This window comes from Rhodococcus wratislaviensis (genome assembly GCF_041228765.1).
In the GTDB taxonomy this organism is placed as follows: domain Bacteria; phylum Actinomycetota; class Actinomycetes; order Mycobacteriales; family Mycobacteriaceae; genus Rhodococcus_F; species Rhodococcus_F wratislaviensis.
The window spans coordinates 2,377,699-2,394,720 of sequence record NZ_CP150488.1; the positions used below are offsets into that span (position 1 = coordinate 2,377,699).

15 protein-coding genes and 2 pseudogenes are annotated in these 17,022 nt (G+C 67.6%); 12 read left to right on the forward strand and 5 right to left on the reverse strand.

Going from position 1 to position 17,022, the window contains the following annotated elements; genetic code table 11:
* Window positions 1-59: 59 nt before the first annotated feature.
* Window positions 60-1,385 (reverse strand): MFS transporter, encoded by a 1,326-nt coding sequence (locus WKC72_RS10740; RefSeq protein WP_037225810.1) that lies wholly within the window; start codon window positions 1,383-1,385, stop codon window positions 60-62.
* A 135-nt stretch (window positions 1,386-1,520) separates the two neighbouring features.
* Here WKC72_RS10740 and WKC72_RS10745 point away from each other — a divergent pair, with 135 nt between their 5' ends.
* The 3 genes and pseudogenes from WKC72_RS10745 to WKC72_RS10755 all read left to right on the forward strand — a co-directional run bounded on the left by WKC72_RS10745 (window position 1,521) and on the right by WKC72_RS10755 (window position 4,334).
* Window positions 1,521-2,690: an LLM class flavin-dependent oxidoreductase gene (locus WKC72_RS10745; RefSeq protein WP_061044074.1), complete on the forward strand. Its 1,170-nt coding sequence runs from the start codon at window positions 1,521-1,523 to the stop codon at window positions 2,688-2,690.
* Window positions 2,691-2,726: 36 nt separating this feature from the next.
* Window positions 2,727-2,899 (forward strand): annotated as a pseudogene (locus tag WKC72_RS10750) (AraC family transcriptional regulator); the annotation flags it as partial.
* 292 nt (window positions 2,900-3,191) lie between these two features.
* A pseudogene (locus tag WKC72_RS10755) lies at window positions 3,192-4,334 on the forward strand (RNA-guided endonuclease InsQ/TnpB family protein).
* A 173-nt stretch (window positions 4,335-4,507) separates the two neighbouring features.
* Here WKC72_RS10755 and WKC72_RS10760 read toward each other — a convergent pair.
* Window positions 4,508-5,020, reverse strand: a complete 513-nt coding sequence (locus WKC72_RS10760) for a CGNR zinc finger domain-containing protein (protein WP_037225807.1) — start codon at window positions 5,018-5,020, stop codon at window positions 4,508-4,510.
* 263 nt (window positions 5,021-5,283) lie between these two features.
* On the opposite strand from WKC72_RS10760, the gene WKC72_RS10765 reads away from it, so the two are divergent.
* The 4 genes from WKC72_RS10765 to WKC72_RS10780 are packed head-to-tail and all read left to right on the forward strand — an operon-like array spanning window position 5,284 to window position 9,019.
* Window positions 5,284-7,134: a hypothetical protein gene (locus tag WKC72_RS10765; protein WP_037225805.1), complete on the forward strand. Its 1,851-nt coding sequence runs from the start codon at window positions 5,284-5,286 to the stop codon at window positions 7,132-7,134.
* Complete coding sequence (locus WKC72_RS10770; RefSeq protein ID WP_037225804.1) at window positions 7,131-7,325, forward strand: hypothetical protein; 195 nt, start codon at window positions 7,131-7,133, stop codon at window positions 7,323-7,325. The genes WKC72_RS10765 and WKC72_RS10770 overlap by 4 nt, the downstream gene beginning before the upstream one ends.
* Window positions 7,326-7,688, forward strand: coding sequence for a hypothetical protein (locus WKC72_RS10775; protein WP_370182554.1), 363 nt, complete (start codon window positions 7,326-7,328; stop codon window positions 7,686-7,688).
* A complete protein-coding gene (locus WKC72_RS10780) occupies window positions 7,685-9,019 on the forward strand; it encodes a hypothetical protein (RefSeq protein WP_370182556.1) in 1,335 nt (444 codons plus the stop codon). Before WKC72_RS10775 ends, WKC72_RS10780 begins: the two co-directional genes overlap by 4 nt.
* Before the next feature lie 15 nt (window positions 9,020-9,034).
* On the opposite strand, the gene WKC72_RS10785 is transcribed toward WKC72_RS10780, so the two are convergent.
* On the reverse strand, window positions 9,035-9,841 hold the full coding sequence (locus tag WKC72_RS10785; protein WP_005251300.1) for a family 1 encapsulin nanocompartment shell protein: 807 nt from the start codon (window positions 9,839-9,841) through the stop codon (window positions 9,035-9,037).
* Window positions 9,838-10,890, reverse strand: a complete 1,053-nt coding sequence (locus WKC72_RS10790) for a Dyp-type peroxidase (RefSeq protein ID WP_370182558.1) — start codon at window positions 10,888-10,890, stop codon at window positions 9,838-9,840. Before WKC72_RS10790 ends, WKC72_RS10785 begins: the two co-directional genes overlap by 4 nt.
* Window positions 10,891-11,043: 153 nt before the next feature.
* Between WKC72_RS10790 and WKC72_RS10795 the strand changes: the two genes are divergently transcribed.
* The 5 genes from WKC72_RS10795 to WKC72_RS10815 all read left to right on the forward strand — a co-directional run bounded on the left by WKC72_RS10795 (window position 11,044) and on the right by WKC72_RS10815 (window position 16,210).
* Window positions 11,044-11,469, forward strand: coding sequence for a pyridoxamine 5'-phosphate oxidase family protein (locus WKC72_RS10795; RefSeq protein ID WP_037225798.1), 426 nt, complete (start codon window positions 11,044-11,046; stop codon window positions 11,467-11,469).
* A 194-nt stretch (window positions 11,470-11,663) separates the two neighbouring features.
* Window positions 11,664-13,016 (forward strand): MFS transporter, encoded by a 1,353-nt coding sequence (locus WKC72_RS10800; protein ID WP_037225795.1) that lies wholly within the window; start codon window positions 11,664-11,666, stop codon window positions 13,014-13,016.
* On the forward strand, window positions 13,013-14,047 hold the full coding sequence (locus tag WKC72_RS10805; RefSeq protein WP_370182559.1) for a Gfo/Idh/MocA family protein: 1,035 nt from the start codon (window positions 13,013-13,015) through the stop codon (window positions 14,045-14,047). Before WKC72_RS10800 ends, WKC72_RS10805 begins: the two co-directional genes overlap by 4 nt.
* Window positions 14,044-15,096, forward strand: coding sequence for an alcohol dehydrogenase catalytic domain-containing protein (locus WKC72_RS10810; protein ID WP_370184330.1), 1,053 nt, complete (start codon window positions 14,044-14,046; stop codon window positions 15,094-15,096). Before WKC72_RS10805 ends, WKC72_RS10810 begins: the two co-directional genes overlap by 4 nt.
* 100 nt (window positions 15,097-15,196) lie before the next feature.
* Window positions 15,197-16,210, forward strand: a complete 1,014-nt coding sequence (locus WKC72_RS10815) for a LacI family DNA-binding transcriptional regulator (RefSeq protein WP_370182560.1) — start codon at window positions 15,197-15,199, stop codon at window positions 16,208-16,210.
* Window positions 16,211-16,218: 8 nt separating this feature from the next.
* On the opposite strand, the gene WKC72_RS10820 is transcribed toward WKC72_RS10815, so the two are convergent.
* Window positions 16,219-17,022 (reverse strand): sugar phosphate isomerase/epimerase, encoded by an 804-nt coding sequence (locus WKC72_RS10820; protein WP_112302485.1) that lies wholly within the window; start codon window positions 17,020-17,022, stop codon window positions 16,219-16,221.

Here is a 17,022-nt window from a genome sequence, read left to right on the forward strand (position 1 = left end):
CTAGCGTATCGGATACGCCGGTGTATCGGACGTGACTGTCAGAGCCCGTTCGGGCAATCTCAGAGGTAGAGGTCCTGCTTTCGGATCAGGGCCGTGGCCACGACGCTGACCACCGACGTGGCGACGAGGTATCCGCAGGCCAGCCAGGGAGTTCCACCGCCGGCCGCGATCAGGGCGGTAAGGATCATCGGCGTGATGCCGGACGCGTAGATCCCGGAGAACTGGTACACCACGGACAGGCCGGTGTAGCGGATCTCGGTGGGGTACAAGCTCGCGTACAGCGTGCCCTGCGCGCCGTAGAAGAGGGCGTGGATGACGCCGAACACGAGCACCATCGCCACACCGAACAGGATGAGATTCTCCGTGCCGAACAAGGCGAACGCGGGGAAGACCGCGAGCCCGTAGGCCGCGATCCCGATGAGGTAGATCCGCTTGGCGCCGTAGCGGTCGACCAGCAGGCCGGAGAACGGCAGGAGCACGGCCATGACCGTTGCGGCGACGGTGACGACCAGGAGGACGGGGATCTTCGCGAACTCCAGATTCTTGGTGGCGTACGTGATCGCGAAGACGCCCCAGGTGTTGAACGCGGCGCCCTCACCCCAGCGCGAGAGCAGGCCGAGGAGGGTGCCCCGGCGGACCCGGCCGCGGAACACGTCCTTCAGCGGAGCGGAGGAGCGCTTCGCGAGGTCGTGCACCTCCTGGAACGCCGGGGTCTCCTCGACCTTCAGCCGGACCACGAATCCGACGAAGACGAGAATCAGGCTCAGCAGGAAGGCGATCCGCCACCCGTAGGAGAGGAACTGGGCGTCGTCGAAGATCACCTGCAACGCGGCGAAGACGCCGGTGCCCAGGGCCAGCCCCAGGGCCAGGCCGATCTGGGGGATGCTGCCGAAGATGCCGCGCTTCTTCGCGGGACTGTGTTCGACGGCGAGGAGTACGGCGCCCGCCCATTCACCGCCCAGTGCGAATCCCTGCAGGATGCGCAGCAGGAGCAGCAGTATCGGCGCGATCACCCCGACCTGCGCGGCGGTGGGCAGCACGCCCATCAGAGCGGTGGCGATGCCCATGATGAACATGGTGAGCGCGAGCGTCTTCTTGCGTCCGATGCGGTCGCCGATGTGGCCGAAGACGACTCCGCCGATCGGCCGGACCACGAAACCGACCGCGAATGTGGCGAACGCCAGCATGGTGCCGACGAACGAACTCTGATCGGGGAAGAACAGCTGGTTGAACACCAGGCTGGCGGCCGTCGCGTAGAGGAAGAAGTCGTACCACTCGACTGTCGTCCCCAGGAGGCTGGCGGCGACGACGGTGCGGAGCCGCTTGCGCCGCTCGAGGTCGGATTCGGTCGAGGATGCGTACGGGGCGTCGGACAGCGTAGTCATAGCGCGGCGACCGTAACCCTGCCCGCTTCGGTCGGGCACTACTCCGGATCACGGTGATCGAAACCCTCGTGCCCCGGCTCCCGTGGTGATGAACTGATGTGTGATACCCATCTGTCGTCGACAAGAGGATCGCGCGTGTCTCTGCATTTCCACTGGTTCCTTCCCACCTACGGTGATTCCCGCAACCTGATGGCGGGTGGTCACGGGAGTTCCATGGCAGGAGACCGTCCCGCCACGCTGCGGTACCTCAATCAGATCGGCGCGGCGGCGGAGTCGAACGGCTTCGAGTCGGTTCTGACGCCGACCGGCGCGTGGTGCGAGGACGCCTGGCTCACCACGGCCATGATGCTGGAGACCACCGAGACATTGAAGTTCCTGGTCGCGCTGCGGCCGGGCCTGCTCAGCCCCACGCTGGCCGCACAGATGGCGGCCACGTTCCAGTGGCAGTCGCAGGGGCGGCTGCTGCTCAACGTCGTCACCGGCGGCGAGGACCACGAGCAGCGCACCTACGGCGACTACCTCGACAAGAACCAGCGCTACGCCCGCTGCGGCGAGTTCCTCGACGTCATCCGTCAGCTGTGGGCGGGAACCGGACCGGTCGACTACGCGGGCGACTACATCCGGGTGGAGAACGCCCAGTTGCAGCGCATCCCCGACCCGGTGCCGCCGATCTTCTTCGGCGGGTCGTCGCCGGCCGCGGGCACCGTCGCGTCCCAGTTCGCCGACACCTACCTCACCTGGGGTGAACCGCCGAGCGCCGTCGCCGGGAAGATCGCCTGGATCCGCGACCTCGCCGACGTTCAGGGCCGCACGCTCGATTACGGCATCCGGCTGCACGTGATCAGCCGTGACACGTCCGAGGAGGCGTGGTCCGAGGCCGACCGGCTGCTCTCCGCCCTCGACCCGGCAACGGTCGAGCAGGCGCAGCAGAGTCTGGCCCGGTCGGGTTCGGAAGGCCAGCGCCGCATGCGTGAACTGCACGGCGGTGGGAGCGCCTACTCGAAGGACGCCGGAGCACGCGCCCTCGAGGTGGCCCCCAACCTGTGGTCCGGTGTCGGGCTGGTCCGCGGCGGCGCCGGCACCGCGCTGGTCGGCTCCCACGAGGAGGTCGCCGACCGCATCGCCGAGTACGCGGCGCTCGGACTCGATCACTTCGTCCTCTCCGGTTACCCGCACCTCGAAGAGGCCTTCAACTTCGGTGAAGGGGTCCGGCCGATCCTCGAACGACGGGGGCTGGTGCAGTCGCGCAGTCACCGCCCCGGCGACCTGTCCGGGTCGACGGCGTTCCTGTCCTCGAGTCGGTAGCCGCTGTCAGACTGGGGGCATGGCGGCGGTCGGGCGAGCGCGAACCTGACGGTCACCGAGATCTGCCGCCTCGTCGGGTACACCAGCCTCGGGTCGTTCGGTGCCAAATTCCGTCAGCTGGTCGGCGCGTCGCCGTCGGTGTGTCAGGCGAAGTTCGCCGAGCACGGGGCGCCGCGCATCCTGGGTGCCACGTGTTCATGCACGGCTGAGCGACCGCCGGTGACCGCCGCAATTTCGGAGAAGCGCCGCCCCCTCGACGCCGACACGGCAGACGCGGTCCGCCGGTCGCTCGAGAGCGGGACGATGGGCAGATTCGGGTTGATCACCACCGACTGTCACGAGACGTACCGGGATTTGGTCGCCAGGGTCGTCGAGTTCACGCAGCCGACGGCATTACGGCATCGAGGCGGTAATCCGTGGGTCTTTCGGCGCATACCCGGTCCTTCAGGTCCGGGATAGCCGATCTGGTTTTGTCGGACCGTGTGGCTAGTGTCTTCGGTCATGGCGGGGAGGGTGGTGAAGCGGGCGTACAAGTACCGCTTCTATCCGACCGCGGTGCAGGCGGAACAGCTAGCTCGAACGTTCGGATGCACCCGGTATGTCTACAACCGGGCATTGGCCGAGCGGACGCGTGCCTGGTCGCAGGAGCAGCGACGGGTCACCTACGCGGACACGTCGAAGATGCTCACCGATTGGAAGCGAGACACCGAGACCGCGTGGTTGTCGGAGCCGTCGAAGGGGCCGCTGCAGGAGTCGCTGCGACAGTTACAGGGTGCGTTCGACAGGTTCTGACGCAAGCAGACCGGATACCCGCAATTCAAGAAGAAGGGGCGGTCGAAGGAGTCGGCGACCTACTTCTCGAACTGCTTCACCTACCGCGGCGGGCAGATCCGGTTGGCCAAGCAGACCGAACCGCTGGATGTTCGGTGGTCGAGGCCGCTCCCGGAGGGGGCAGTGCCGTCGCAGGTGACGGTGTCACGCAATGCACGCGGTCAATACCACGTCTCGATTCTCGTCGAGGACACGATTCCCGAACTCGAACCGGCCGATCGGGTGGTCGGACTCGATGCCGGGATCACGAGCCTGTACACGCTCTCGACGGGGGAAAAGATCACCAACCCGCGTCACGAGCGCAGGGACCGTGCGCGGTTGGCGAAGGCGCAGCGGGTGCTCGCCAGGAAGGAGAAGGGATCCCGTAACCGGGCCAAGGCCCGACTGAAGATCGCGAAGATTTTTGGTCGGATCGCCGATCGGCGTCGCGATCATCTGCACAAACTTTCCACTCGGCTGGTGCGCGAAAACCAAGTGATCGCCATCGAGGATCTGAGTGTGCGGAACATGGTCAAGAATCGGTCGTTGTCTCGGGCGATCTCGGATGCGGGTTGGTCCGAGTTCCGGTCGATGCTCGAGTACAAGGCCGACTGGTACGGGCGGCGGGTGGTGGTGATCGACCGGTTCTATCCCTCGTCGAAGACCTGCTCGGTGTGTGGGGTGCTCGCGTCGACGATGCCGCTGACCGTGCGGGAGTGGGCGTGCCGATGCGGCACCGTCCACGACCGGGATGTGAACGCGGCGAAGAACATTTTGGCCGTCGGACTGACGGTGACAGCCTGCGGAGATGGTGTGAGACCGCCCCGCGCCTAGGGTGTGGGGAGGCAACTGTCGGTGAAACAGGAACCTCGGGACGCGAGTCTCGAGGGGATTCTCGGTCGTTCACGGCCGAGTGGACGTCAAGCTGGACAACTCCGGCAACTGGCTGGTGCTCGTGGAGAAGCGGGAGTTCACCGGAGAGGACTTCCCGCACTGAGCGATACGGGTCAGCGCGCCCGGTGGCGTCGAACGGCGTCCCGGTTCGCGCACTTCGGTGAGCAGTACCGCTGGCGGCCGTTGCGGGACGTGTCGGCGTAGATGGCGGTGCACTCCTCGAGTGCGCAGCGGCCGAGCCGGTGCATGCCGCGGCCGACGAGGTGCAGTGCGGTGCCGACGGAGAAGAGCGCCTCGAGCACGCCCGCGAGCGTCTGCTGGTCGTCGCGGTAGTGGAGGTGCCAGCCGTCGCCGGCGTGATTGGTCAGTCGCGGGTAGGCGGATGCCTTCGTGAGCATGAGGTTGACCTGTTCGGCCCGGGCCTCGTCGCTGGTGGTGTCCGCGATGGATGCCCACCGGTCGAGCATCGCGAGCACGTCGGCGAGGTCGTCGTCGGTAACGGGGAAGTCGACAATGATGCCGGCGTCGACGCATCGGTCGACGAGTTCGCCGGTCGAGTCGGGCTTGTGATTGGCGAGGTCGGCGGCGAGTGTGACCGCGTATTCGCCGTAAGGGTTGAGATGCACAATGCCATTACATCACGCTGGGTGCATGAGCGAACATCACGAACACGACTGGCAGGAAGTATCTCGGCATCGGACGAGCACGGGGGTCGTCACGTACCTCGGCTGCCCGTGCGGCCGGTGGCAGTTATCGCTGGTCGAGGCATCGCTAGAGGAATCTAGCCATATCTACGTCTGATCGCAGATCTGAATAGATTTGCCTACGGACCGATGCTTTCCGCCTCGAGGGTCTGGCCTTTTCGGCACGGGGCGCACATAATCACCACGTGAGCCAAGTTACTGTTACTCCGAGTTCACCCATCCTTGCCCAATCGGGCGGAGAGGGTGGCGGTGCGGCGTTCGACCAGATCATCGGAATCTCGGTGGCGACGGCGATCATCACCGTCGGTCTGCTGTGGATCGCGTACCTGCACCGCACACGCAAGATCACGTGGCTGCAGACGACCGCCGACACGGCGGCGCGCGCGCTCGACCGGCCCCCGTGGGTGGCCCTGCCCCTGGTGACCTTCGTCGGGACCATCCTGACGGCGTTCTTCGGTTTCATCTGGGACGTCAGCCTGCACATCGGGCGAGGCCGCGACGACGGGCCGCTCGCGAACCCCGCGCACTACTTCATCCTCGTCGGACTCTTCCTGCTGTTCATCACGGGAATGCTGGCGATGATCCTGCCGCGCGACGAGAAGCCCGGTCCGGCGGCGATCAAGATCACCCGCACCTGGTACGTCCCGGTCGGCGGCGTCCTGGTCGCCGGGGCCGGGCTGTACGCCCTCATCGGCTTCCCGCTCGACGACGTCTGGCATCGCGTCTTCGGTCAGGACGTCACGCTGTGGGGGCCGACGCACCTGATGCTGATCGGCGGTGCGGGACTGTCGCTGATCGGCGTCCTGCTCCTCGATTACGAGGGCCGGATGGCGACCCCCGGCGACACCGAGCAGGACAGCAGGCTGATCTGGTTCCTGCGGTGCGGCACATTCGGTGGCCTGCTCATCGGCCTGTCCGTCTTCCAGATCGAATACGACTTCGGCGTCGAACAGTTCCGCCTCGTCCTGCAACCGATGATGATCGCCGGCGCGGCCGCGTTCACCCTGGTGGCGGCCCGCATCGTTCTCGGACCCTTCGCGGCGATCGTGGCCGTGGCGGTGGCCGGCGTCGTGCGCGCGATCACGGCACTGATGGTCGGGCCGGTTCTCGGCGCCCCCACGAACGTGTTCGAACTGTGCCTCGGCGCCGCAGTGCTGATCGAATTGCTCGCCCTGACACCGCTGATCAAGAACCGGGTGGCCTTCGGTGCCGTCGGCGGACTGCTCGTCGCGACGGTCGGGCTGTGGCTCGAGTCGCTGTGGATCGACGCCGTGTACATCTACCCCTGGCCCACCAGCATGTGGCCGGAGGCGCTGGCCATGGCGGTGCCCGTGGGCATCGCGGCCGGGGCCTGCGGAGCGCTGCTCGGGCGGGTGCTCCGATCCGAGGGGCTTCCGCGTCCCGCGATCAGCCGCACCATCGTCGTCGCCACGGTCGTGGTGATCGCCGGGGCCACGGCCAACGGCCTCGTCGCTACGGTTCCGGACAAGGCCACGGCGACAATCGCTCTGACGGAGGCCGCCCCCGACGGCGGCCGGATGGTCGACGCGGAGGTTCGCATCGACCCACCCGATCTCGCCGGCGACAATCCTGCCTGGGTGTCCATTCTGTCCTGGCAGGGCGGCCCCGGACTGGGCAACGGATTCACGGTCGACCGACTCGAACGCACCGGGCCCGGCACCTACCGGACTCACGAACCGGTGCCGGTCCACGGAACGTGGAAGACGTTGCTGCGCGTGCAGGACGGCCGCACGATGACGGCCGTCCCGATCTACCTGCCCAGCGACCCGGGCATCGGCGCCGAGGAACTCCCCGCCGTCGCGTCCTCGACCCGCGACTTCGTCCCGGAGATCACCATCCTGCAGCGGGAGCGCAACTTCGATCACCCGTCCTGGCTGTTCGGTGCCGCGTCGCTGGTCGTGCTCGTGTGCACTCTTGCGCTGATCACCGCGCTGGCGTGGGGAGCGGGCCGGATCAGCAAGTACACGCAGGGGCAGGCGACCACCGGAACCCGTGAGGACGTGAAGGTGACATGAACCCGGTGAACGACCCGGACGTCGTCTATCTCGCCGATCACTCGGTGCTATTGGCGATTCCCGCGTTCGTCCCGGCCTTCCTGGTGGCCGGCCTGGTGATCTATCTGGCGGTCCGGGACCGCAAGGCGGAAGCGGCCGAGAATGCCGAGAGTGCGAAACACGGCCCGAGTGAGAAAGACGAGGAGAATTAGGTGATCAGGCGGTTGGCCGGGGTTGTCGTGGTACCTGCTGTCGTGGTCGCCTTGGTGTCGGGTTGTGGTGGCGACGTCGACACTCCGGCAACGGAGGACGGTGTCGTAATCGACGTCGTGATCGGGGGCGGCTCGGTCACACCGGACAACGAGCGCATCGAGGCCACGGTGGGGGAGACCATCACCGTGCGGATCGAGAGCGACGCCGACGACGAACTGCACGTGCACGCCGTGCCGGAGCATTCGTTCGAGATTCACCCCGGAACCCAGGAAACCCAGTTCTCCGTGGACGTTCCGGGCCAGGTGGCGATGGAGTTGCACGACCCGGGTAAGACGGTGGCCACCCTGCTCGTGCGTCCATGACCGCTGTTCTCGCGCACGGCCTCGGCGGATCCACCGATCTTCCGATCCCGTTCACGTATGCGCTGATCGGGGCGAGCTGGGCGCTCACCGTCTCCTTCGTGGTCCTGGCGTTCGCGTGGCGCACGCCGAAGCTGGATCCGGACAGTCCGGGTCGCAGGCTGCCGCGCTGGGTGACGCAGTTCGCCGATGCGCCGATCACGCGGAACGTGCTGGCGGCGTTCGGTGTGGTGTTCGCGGTGTGGGTGGCGCTGGCGGCCTTCTTCGGACCCGGGGCATCCTCGGAGAATGCACTGCCGGGTGTGTTCTACGTGCTGCTCTGGGTGGGACTGGTCGCGGTGTCGCTGGCGTTCGGACCGGTGTGGCGGGTGCTCTCCCCGGTCCGCACACTTCACCGATCGGTGTGCGCGGTGATCGGCCGCTCGCCGACGGAAGGCACTGCGCGGTACCGCAACTCGTGGGGATACCGGCCCGCGGTCGCCGGCCTGTTCGCCTTCGTCTGGCTCGAACTCGCCTCCGGCGACCCGGGTTCCGTTGCCGCCGTGCGCACCTGGCTGCTGGTCTACGTCGTGGTCACGACGGCCGGGGCCTTCGCGTGCGGCGAACGCTGGTGTGAGCGGGGCGATCCGTTCGAGGTGTACAGCACGCTGGCGTCGCGGTTGTCTCCGCTGAGCCGGGATCGGCACGACGGCCGGATCGTGCTGCGCAATCCGCTGGACCACCTGGGATCGATGCCCGTCCGTGCCGGCTCCGTCGCGTTGATGGCAACGCTGCTGGGGTCCACGGCCTTCGACAGTTTCTCGGCCTTCCCGTGGTGGTCACGGCTGGTGGACGGAATCGGTTCGCCGATCGGCGCCACCCTCGCGCGCACGGCGGGGCTGCTGGTGTTCATCGGCTTCGTCGGGGTGTCGTTCTGGTTGGCTGCGCGCGCGACGGGCGGTCTACGGCCCGAGCAGCGCGCCGCCCTCCCGGGGCTGCTGTCGCATTCGTTGATCCCGATCATCATCGGCTACGTCTTCGCCCACTATCTGACGTATCTGGTGGAGAAGGGGCAGGCGACGGTGATCCTGCTGGCCGACCCGATGGGGCGGGGATGGAACCCGCTGGGGCTCGGCGACGCCGACGTCTGGTACGTGCTGTCCGAGCATCCGGCCGCGACGGCGTCGATCAAGGTACTGTGCGTCCTCGCGGGACATGTCCTCGGAGTGATTGCGGCACACGACAAATCCGTGCGGGTCCTGCCGCGGGGTCATCAGCTCACCGGGCAGCTGGCACTGCTGTTCACGATGGTCACGTACACCTTCGGTGGGCTGTACCTGCTGTTCGGCGGCTGACGGCCCCGGCGTGCGTCAGCGCGCGAGGACGACCGCCGCCTCCGCGGTGAGCGAGGCGAACGTGAACGTCTCTTCGAGGTAGAGCGTGACATCGGTGGCGGTGTGGCTGTCGTAGCCGATCGACAGGTCCGTGCCGAGGGTCAGCTGGTTGTCGCCGCCGCGAGTGGACAGCACGTACCCGCCGCTGATGGCGGGTGCCCAGATGATGTCGCCGGTGACCAGGTCGCGCAGGTGGTGGAACACGGGATGTCCCTCGTCGCGGGTCTCGCTGACCGCGGTGTACGCGTCGGCGTCGAGCACCACCGAATACGGTCCCTCGACACCGGCGAGTCGCAGCGCCGACAGCGCGGAGGCGACGGCGTCCGGGATCAGCAGCGGGTCCTCCGGCAGGCTGAGGACCGGGTTGTCGCTGGACGGCCCGAGTCCGCGGATGCCCGCCTCGTCGAATCCCTGGAAGATCGACTGATCTTCCGCGAACGCGACGGCCTTCGCGGCGTCCTTGACGGGCTGCCAGTCGGAATCGAGGGAACCCCGGGCGACGTCGTCGACCTCGGCGCGGCTGAGGGTGAACGGGAACCGGAGTTCGACGAGCGGGTCGACCTGCCGCTGCTGCGCGCGGATCCTGCTGTCCGACGTCTTGATCGGGGTGACCCGGCCGAGGTTGTGGGCCGAGTAGGAGTATCCGAACGGTCCCGCGACGTCGACGACGCGTCGGCCCGCGACGTGCCGCTTGAACGTGCGGGCGGCCTCTTCGCCGATCTGCTGCCAGGCAACCTCGGTGACGGGTGCCAGGTTGCGGTGCAGATTGCTCGAATCACTCATTGCGATACTCCTTTGAGACCACCGATTTTCAGGGACAGGTCGTACGGGCCGGCCGCGTCGGGCTCGACCGGGTCTTCGGGTGCCGACTCCGCATCGGCCTGCTCGTCGCCGAGCGATTCGAGGACGTCCCGGCTCGGCACGAAGAACAACGTGCCGGTGGCCGCCGTGGAGAAGTCGAGAATGCGGTCGTAATTGCCGGGCGGCTCACCGAGAAACATGCGTCGCAACATCAGCTCGGTGACGGCGGGATCCTTGGCGTACCCGATGAAGTAGGTACCGTATTCAGCCTCGCCGAGGCTGCCGAATGCCATGTTGTCCCGGAGGATGTCGTGTTCGACGCCGTCGTCGTCGACGATGGTGTTGAGGGTGACGTGCGAATTGCTGGGCTGGACGTCGTCGTCGAGTTCGACGTTCTCGAGCTTGGTGCGCCCGATGACGCGTTCCTGCTCCTCGGTGCTCAGCGTGTTCCACTCGCTCATGTCGTGCAGGTACTTCTGCACGATCACGTAACTGCCGCCCCGGAAGTCGGTATCCTCGTCGCCGATCAGCGCGGCGTCCGCGGCGTCGTCGTCCGTGGGATTCTCGGTGCCGTCGACGAATCCGAGGAGGTCGCGGGAGTCGAAGTAGCGGAAGCCGTGCACCTCGTCGATCACGGTGGCGGCGGAGCCCAGTGCGGAGACGATCTGGCGCCCCAGTTCGAAGCACAGGTCCTTGCGGGCGGCCTTGATGTGGAACAGGACGTCACCCGGCGTGGAGGGCGCGCTGTGGACCGGTCCGGACAGCGGGACGAACGGATGCAGGTGCGCCGGCCTCGACGACGCGCTCACGCGGTCCCAGAACTGCGCACCGACACCGACCACGCAGGACAGGGAGCCGGCGAGTTCGCGGAATCCCACCGCCTTGAGCGGTCCGTCGATACCGGAGAGCACGTCGCACACCGTCGCGAGGTCGTCGTCGGAGTCCCCGGCGACGAGCACCAGGAACAGGGAGGCAGGGCTGGGCGGAGTGAGGACTGCTTGGGGTGCCAATCTCGCGACTGGGCCTGGCATCTGTGTCTCCGTTCACTTCGACGTACGACGCTGCACTGTCCGGAACCTCAGGTCCCATCTAACCGTTTCGAACCGCCAGGTTCCATTCAATCGGTCCGCCGCGCCGCTGCGGGGCTCCGGAACCTGTCGGTGGGGGCTCCTATCGTCGAGGTCATGCCATTGTCTGTGTCCGAGCGCGAACAGTTCCTGTCCGAGCCGCACATCGCGGCGCTGTCGGTCTCCGCTGGTGAGAACCGCGGACCTCTGACGGTCCCGATCTGGTATCAGTACGCCGCGGGCGGTGATCTGTGGGTACTGACCGGCGCCGGTTCGGAGAAGGCGCGCCTCATCGAGGCGGCCGGGCGATTCACCATGATGGTCGAACGAGTCGACCCCACCGTCCGATACGTCTCCGTCGAGGGCTCGGTGACGCGAAGCGTCCCGGGAACCGACGCCCAGCTGCGGGAGATCACCGAGCGCTACCTCGCGCCGGAGAAGGTCGACGCCTACCTCGACTTCGCCCGGGCCGAACTCGGCGACCAGGTCGCCATCTATCTCCGCCCCGAGCACTGGCGATCGGCGGACATGGGTCCCGCCTGACCGCGTGGCGGGCCGCCCCGTCAGCGAAATGAAAGCGGTATCTGACCGGGTCTAGTCGCTAAACGTCGAGCTTATAGCTGTGAACTGTGAAAATGGGAAACCTGCCGCACATGTGAGAAAGCGTTTACAAAATCGGTGACGTGGGTCATAGTAATCGGGTTCCGGCAGTTTCCCTTCACAGTCAGGAGTTCTCGATGGGCATGACCGAACTCGGCACCGAGCGGTCGACCGCGGTGCCGCACGGGTCGGCAGGGCAGCAACGCCGCCGGGTGATCAAGGCGAGCGCGGCGGGAACCGTGATCGAGTGGTACGACTTCACGCTCTACGGTCTCGCGGCCGCCCTGGTCTTCGGGCCCCTCTACTTCCCCGGGGCGGGTTCCCTCGCCGGCACGATGGCCGCCTTCGGGACGTTCGCCGTCGGGCTCGGCGCCCGCCCGATCGGTGGACTCGTCTTCGCCCACTTCGGCGATCGGCTCGGCCGCAAGCCGATGCTCCTCATGACCCTGCTCGTCATGGGCGCCTCGACGACGCTGATCGGTGCGCTGCCCACCGCGGACTCGATCGGTATCTGGGCGCCGATTCTCCTGATCGTCCTTCGCCTGTTCCAGGGTGCGGGCGCGGGCGCCGAGTTCGCCGGGGCGATCACGATGGTCACCGAATCCACGGACAGCTCCCGGCGAGCGCTCTCCAGTGCGTATCCGGGAGCCGCGATCTACGTCGGAACCGGCGGCGCCACCATGATCTTCGCGTTGCTCACGCTGATGCCCGACGACCTCTTCCTGTCCTGGGGCTGGCGAATTCCGTTCCTGGCCAGCGCCGTCATCGTTCTCGTGGCCGGCTATCTGCGGCTGAAGGTGAACGAGACGGCGGTGTTCGAGGAGGCCGCGCAGCACGGCGAGGTGGACCGCGCCCCGCTGGTCGAGGCGGTCCGAAACCACTGGCGGCAGATCCTGTGCGGGCTGGCCCTGTTCAGCTTCGTGATCCCGTGGGCCTACGTCATGCAGGTCTTCGCGCTCTCGTTCGTGACCAAGACCCTCGGCGTCGATTCCACCCAGGCCCTGATCGGATTGATCGTCGCCGAGTTCTGCGCCATCCCCGTCATCATCGGGTTCGGCCGACTGGCCGACAAGATCGGCCGCAAGCCGGTCCTGTTGTCCGGCGCCATCTTCGGCATCGTGTTCCCGTTCCCGATGTTCATGATGCTCGACACGCGGTCGCCGTGGATGGTCGGATTGGCGCTGATCCTCGGCATCTGCCTCGTCCAGGGCACGACGTCCGGTCCGGGCGGTGCGCTGCTCTCCGAACTGTTTCCCACCAAGATCCGGTGGAGCGGTATCGCGATCTCCCGGGAGATCCCGGCCGCCGTGGTCGGCGGCACGATCCCGCTGGTCGCCACCGCCCTCGTCGCCGTCGCGGGCGGAACACCCTGGCTCGTCGCGAGCTACCTCATGGGCTTGAGCGTGGTCGGGCTGATCGGCATCGCCCTGCTTCCCGAGACCCTCGGCCGGAGCGTGGGCTCGCGACAGACCGCCGAGGCCGCATCGTGACCCGTCGTGTCGTGGTGGTCGGTGCCGGCCTCGCGAGCGCCGCGCATCTCACGGCTCTCCGGGCTGTCGGCGCCGACGTGGTCGGTGTGGTGACGCGCGACGAGACGAGGGCGGCGGCCGCACGCCGGCTGGCACCGGAGGCGCGGATACTCCCGAGCCTCGATGCGGCAGTAGCCCTGGACGCCGACACGGCGGTGGTGGTCACGCCGCCGTCCAGTCACCTGGCCGTCGCGTCGGCACTGGCCGAGCGCGGCCTGGACCTGGTGATCGACAAACCGCTGGCGGCGTCATTGCACGAAGCGCAGGCGATCGTCGACGTCGCCGAGCGGTCCGGCGTGCGGGCCGCGGTCACGCTGCAACACCGCTACAAGGAGGCGGCGCGTCGCGCGCGGCAGCTACTCTCGGACGGCGCGATCGGCGCGCTCCGCTCGGCGACCGTCACCGTCCCGCTGTGGCGCCCCGACTCCTACTACGCCGAGGCCGGACGCGGCACCTGGAACCGCGACGGCGGCGGCGTGCTGATCACCCAGGCCATCCACACCCTCGACCTCTACCTGTCGCTGACCGGCCCCGCGCGCAGTGTCGTGGCCACGGCTTCCACCAGCCGAGGCCGGCTCGAGGCCGAGGACACGATTCACCTCCTGATCGACCACGGCACGCACACGGCGTCGGTGACGGCGAGCACGGCGGCGTGGCCGGGTGGAGCCGAGACGATCCACCTCTACGGCGACGCGGGACAGCTACGGCTGGTGGGTGATTCGCTCGTCCAGATCGGCGACGGCGTCCGCCCACTCGTCGACGGGCACGTCGACGCGTCCGGGCCGGACCCGCTGTCCATGACAGCGTGGTTCCGGTCGCTGTACGACGACGTCTTCACCAGTTGGGCGGCAGGCACGGCACCGTTGTCCGACGCCCGGTCCGGGCTGCCCGTGCAGTCCTTGATCGACGCCGCCTACCGGTCCGCCGCAGCCGGCGCGACGCCGATCACGATCACCGTCTCCGAGGAAAGGGAAAGCGCATGTCAGTCTTGAGTATTCGGGTCGACGGCCCGAACGAGTATCGCCTCGACCACGGTGACGTCACGCCGCCAGGCGAGGGGGAGGTGCTCGTCGCTCTCGACTCGGCCGGGATCTGCGGCGGCGACCTGTCGCATCTGCGTGGCCGGAACGCCGTCGCCGCATATCCGACGGTGCTGGGCCACGAATGCGCCGGACGCGTGTCGCGGGTGGGTCCGGGCACGAGTCTCGCGGTCGGTCAGCCGGTGATGGTCTACCCGACAACGGGGTGCGGCCTGTGCCGCGCCTGCCGCGACGGCAGGATCAACAACTGCCCGAGCATCCGGGTGTTCGGATTGTCCGACCCACGCGGGTGTTTCAGCGAGGAATTCGTCGTTCCCGAGGTGCAGTGCGTGCCGGTGAGCGACTCGGTGCTGGACCGTTTCGGGGCGCTCGTCGAACCGCTCGCCGTCGGCGTTCACGTGGTCCGGCGCGGCGGCGCGTCGGAGGGGGACACCGCTCTGGTCATCGGGACCGGTGCGATCGGTCTCGCGACCACGCTGGTCGCCCGGAGTCGCGGCGTCCGGGTGTTGGGTGTCGATCGCTACACCGAACGTGAACAGCCTGCCCTGGCCTGCGGGATGAGCGACTTCACGACCGACTCGGGGGACGCGCTCGAGAGTTGGCTCCGGGAGCGGACGGACTCGGTCGACCTCGTCTACGACACGGTGTGCACCGAGGAATCGTCTCGGCTGGCGCTGCGGGTCCTCGCACCCGGCGGCCGCTACGTGGCGATCGCGTCCGCGAAACCCGGGCACGAACTGACCCTGGACTACAGCGCGCTCTACGCCCGCGAACTGTCCGTCGTGGCCTGCCGCAACTACGTCCGGCAGGACTTCGTCGAGGCGGCCGAACTACTCGAGTCGGGGAGGGTGGACGCGTCGCCGCTGCACACCGCGACGTTCGCGCTGGACGAGTTCGGCCGTGCGGTCGAGGAACTCGAATCGAACGGCAGCAGGCACGTCAAGGTGCTGCTGACCTCCCGGAAACTGCTGGGGACGCGCGCCTTGTTGCGCAGGGAGTGAATGTCCACGTGATCCGGGGCCGTCTTCGCGATACGCTGTAAGCGTTTCCACCCCGAGGTGGCAGACGGTAGCAATGGTGACGAGAGATGTAGAGGCAGCTATGGCTGATCAGACCCGAGTGCCCGCGAGCCGTCGCGTCACGATCAATACCGTAGCCAAGGCGGCCGGTGTCTCGATCGCCACCGTCTCCCGTGTCATGAGCGGCAGCTCGTCGGTCACCCCGGACCTCGCCGCCCGGGTCCACAAGGTCGCCGACGAGCTGTCCTACCGGCCCAGCACCGCGGCCCGCGGACTCGTCCTCGGGTCGCTGAGAAACATGGGCGTCATCCTGCCCGACCTGGCGAACGCGTACTTCTTCGACGTCGTCAAGCAGATGCACCACGGCGCCACCGCCGACGGATACCGCATGCTCGTCGCGGACTACTCCGGTGACGCGGCCGACGAACTCGCCACCGCACTCGACCTGCTCGGTCAGGTCGACGGACTCGTGCTGCTCTCGTCGAGGATTCCGACGAGTGGTCTGAAGGACCTCGCCAAGCAGTCGACTCCCGTTCTGCTCGTCAACCGGGTGGAACTGGAAGTCGATCTCCCCATGGTCGCCGTCGACAACTTCACCCCCATGATGCAGCTGTGCGGACACCTCGCGAAGCTGGGCCACCGCCGGATCGTCTACGTGAAGGGGTCGGATCTGGCCTGGCAGAACCGCGAGCGGTGGCGCGCCATCGAAATGGCGAAGGTGCTCGGAATCGAGGCGACGGCGGTGCCGTCGGACGGAACCATCGAGGGTGGCTACGACGTGGTGGAAGAAGCACTCACGCACCAGCCGACCGCCCTCGTCTGTTTCAACGACCTGACCGCGCTGGGCGTCATCTCGAAGCTGCGTGAGCGCGGACTCCGTGTCCCCGAGGACATTTCGGTCACCGGCTTCGACGACATCGACATGGCGCGCCACCTGGCGCCACGCCTGACCACGGTGGTGAGCCCGAAGATCGATCTGGGCGACCAGGCGTGGTCGCTGATGCGCGCGGCCCTGAACAACGAGACCACCACGTCTCCGCCGCTGATCCCCGCCGACGTCGTCATTCGCGAGTCGACGGGGCCCGCCTCGAGCTGAGCCGGGTTTCAGACGGCGGCGAGGCCGTTCGCCGCGGCGTGGACCGCGCGCGGGGCGGCCTCGGCCCACCAGCGGTCGCTGAGGATCTCGACCTCCACGAGCCCCGCGTAGCCGGCGTTTCTGCAGTCGGCGACGAATCCGGTCATGTCGATGCAGCCTTCGCCGGGCATGCCGCGGCTGCTGAGTTCGCCCTGGATCGGGGTGACCCAGTCGGCGAGTTGCACCGAGAACAGGCGTTCGCCTGCCCGGGCGATCTGCTGCTGCAGCGCCGCGTCCCACCACACGTGATACGAGTCGAGGGCGATGCCGACCAGGTCGGAATCGATCGCCTCGATCAGGTCATTCGCCTCCTGAAGCGACGTGATCACCGACCGGCTCGACGCCATCATCGGGTGCATCGGCTCGACCGCGAGCCGCACACCGGCCTGGCGGGCGTACGGCTCGAGTTCGGCGATGCCGTCGTGGACCTGCAATCTTGCGCCGGCGAGGTCGCCGTGGGCGGCGCCGCAGACCAGGACGAGGCAGTCGGCGCCGAGGGCGTGCGCCTGATCGACCGCCACTCGGTTGTCGGCCATGGCTTCTCGTCGCAGCTCGGCGGTCGGTTGCGGGAACATCCCGCCCCGGCAAACGCTGGTGACGCGCAGCCCCGACCCTCTGAGCCGGGCCGACGCGCCCGCCAGGTCCACGCCGTCGAGGACGTCCCGCCACAGGCCGACTCCCCCGAACCCCCACTGCTCGGCGAGTTCGGCGACCTCGGTGAAGCCGGCACCCTTGACGGTGACGGAGTTGAGACTGCACTGCGCGAGGTCCAT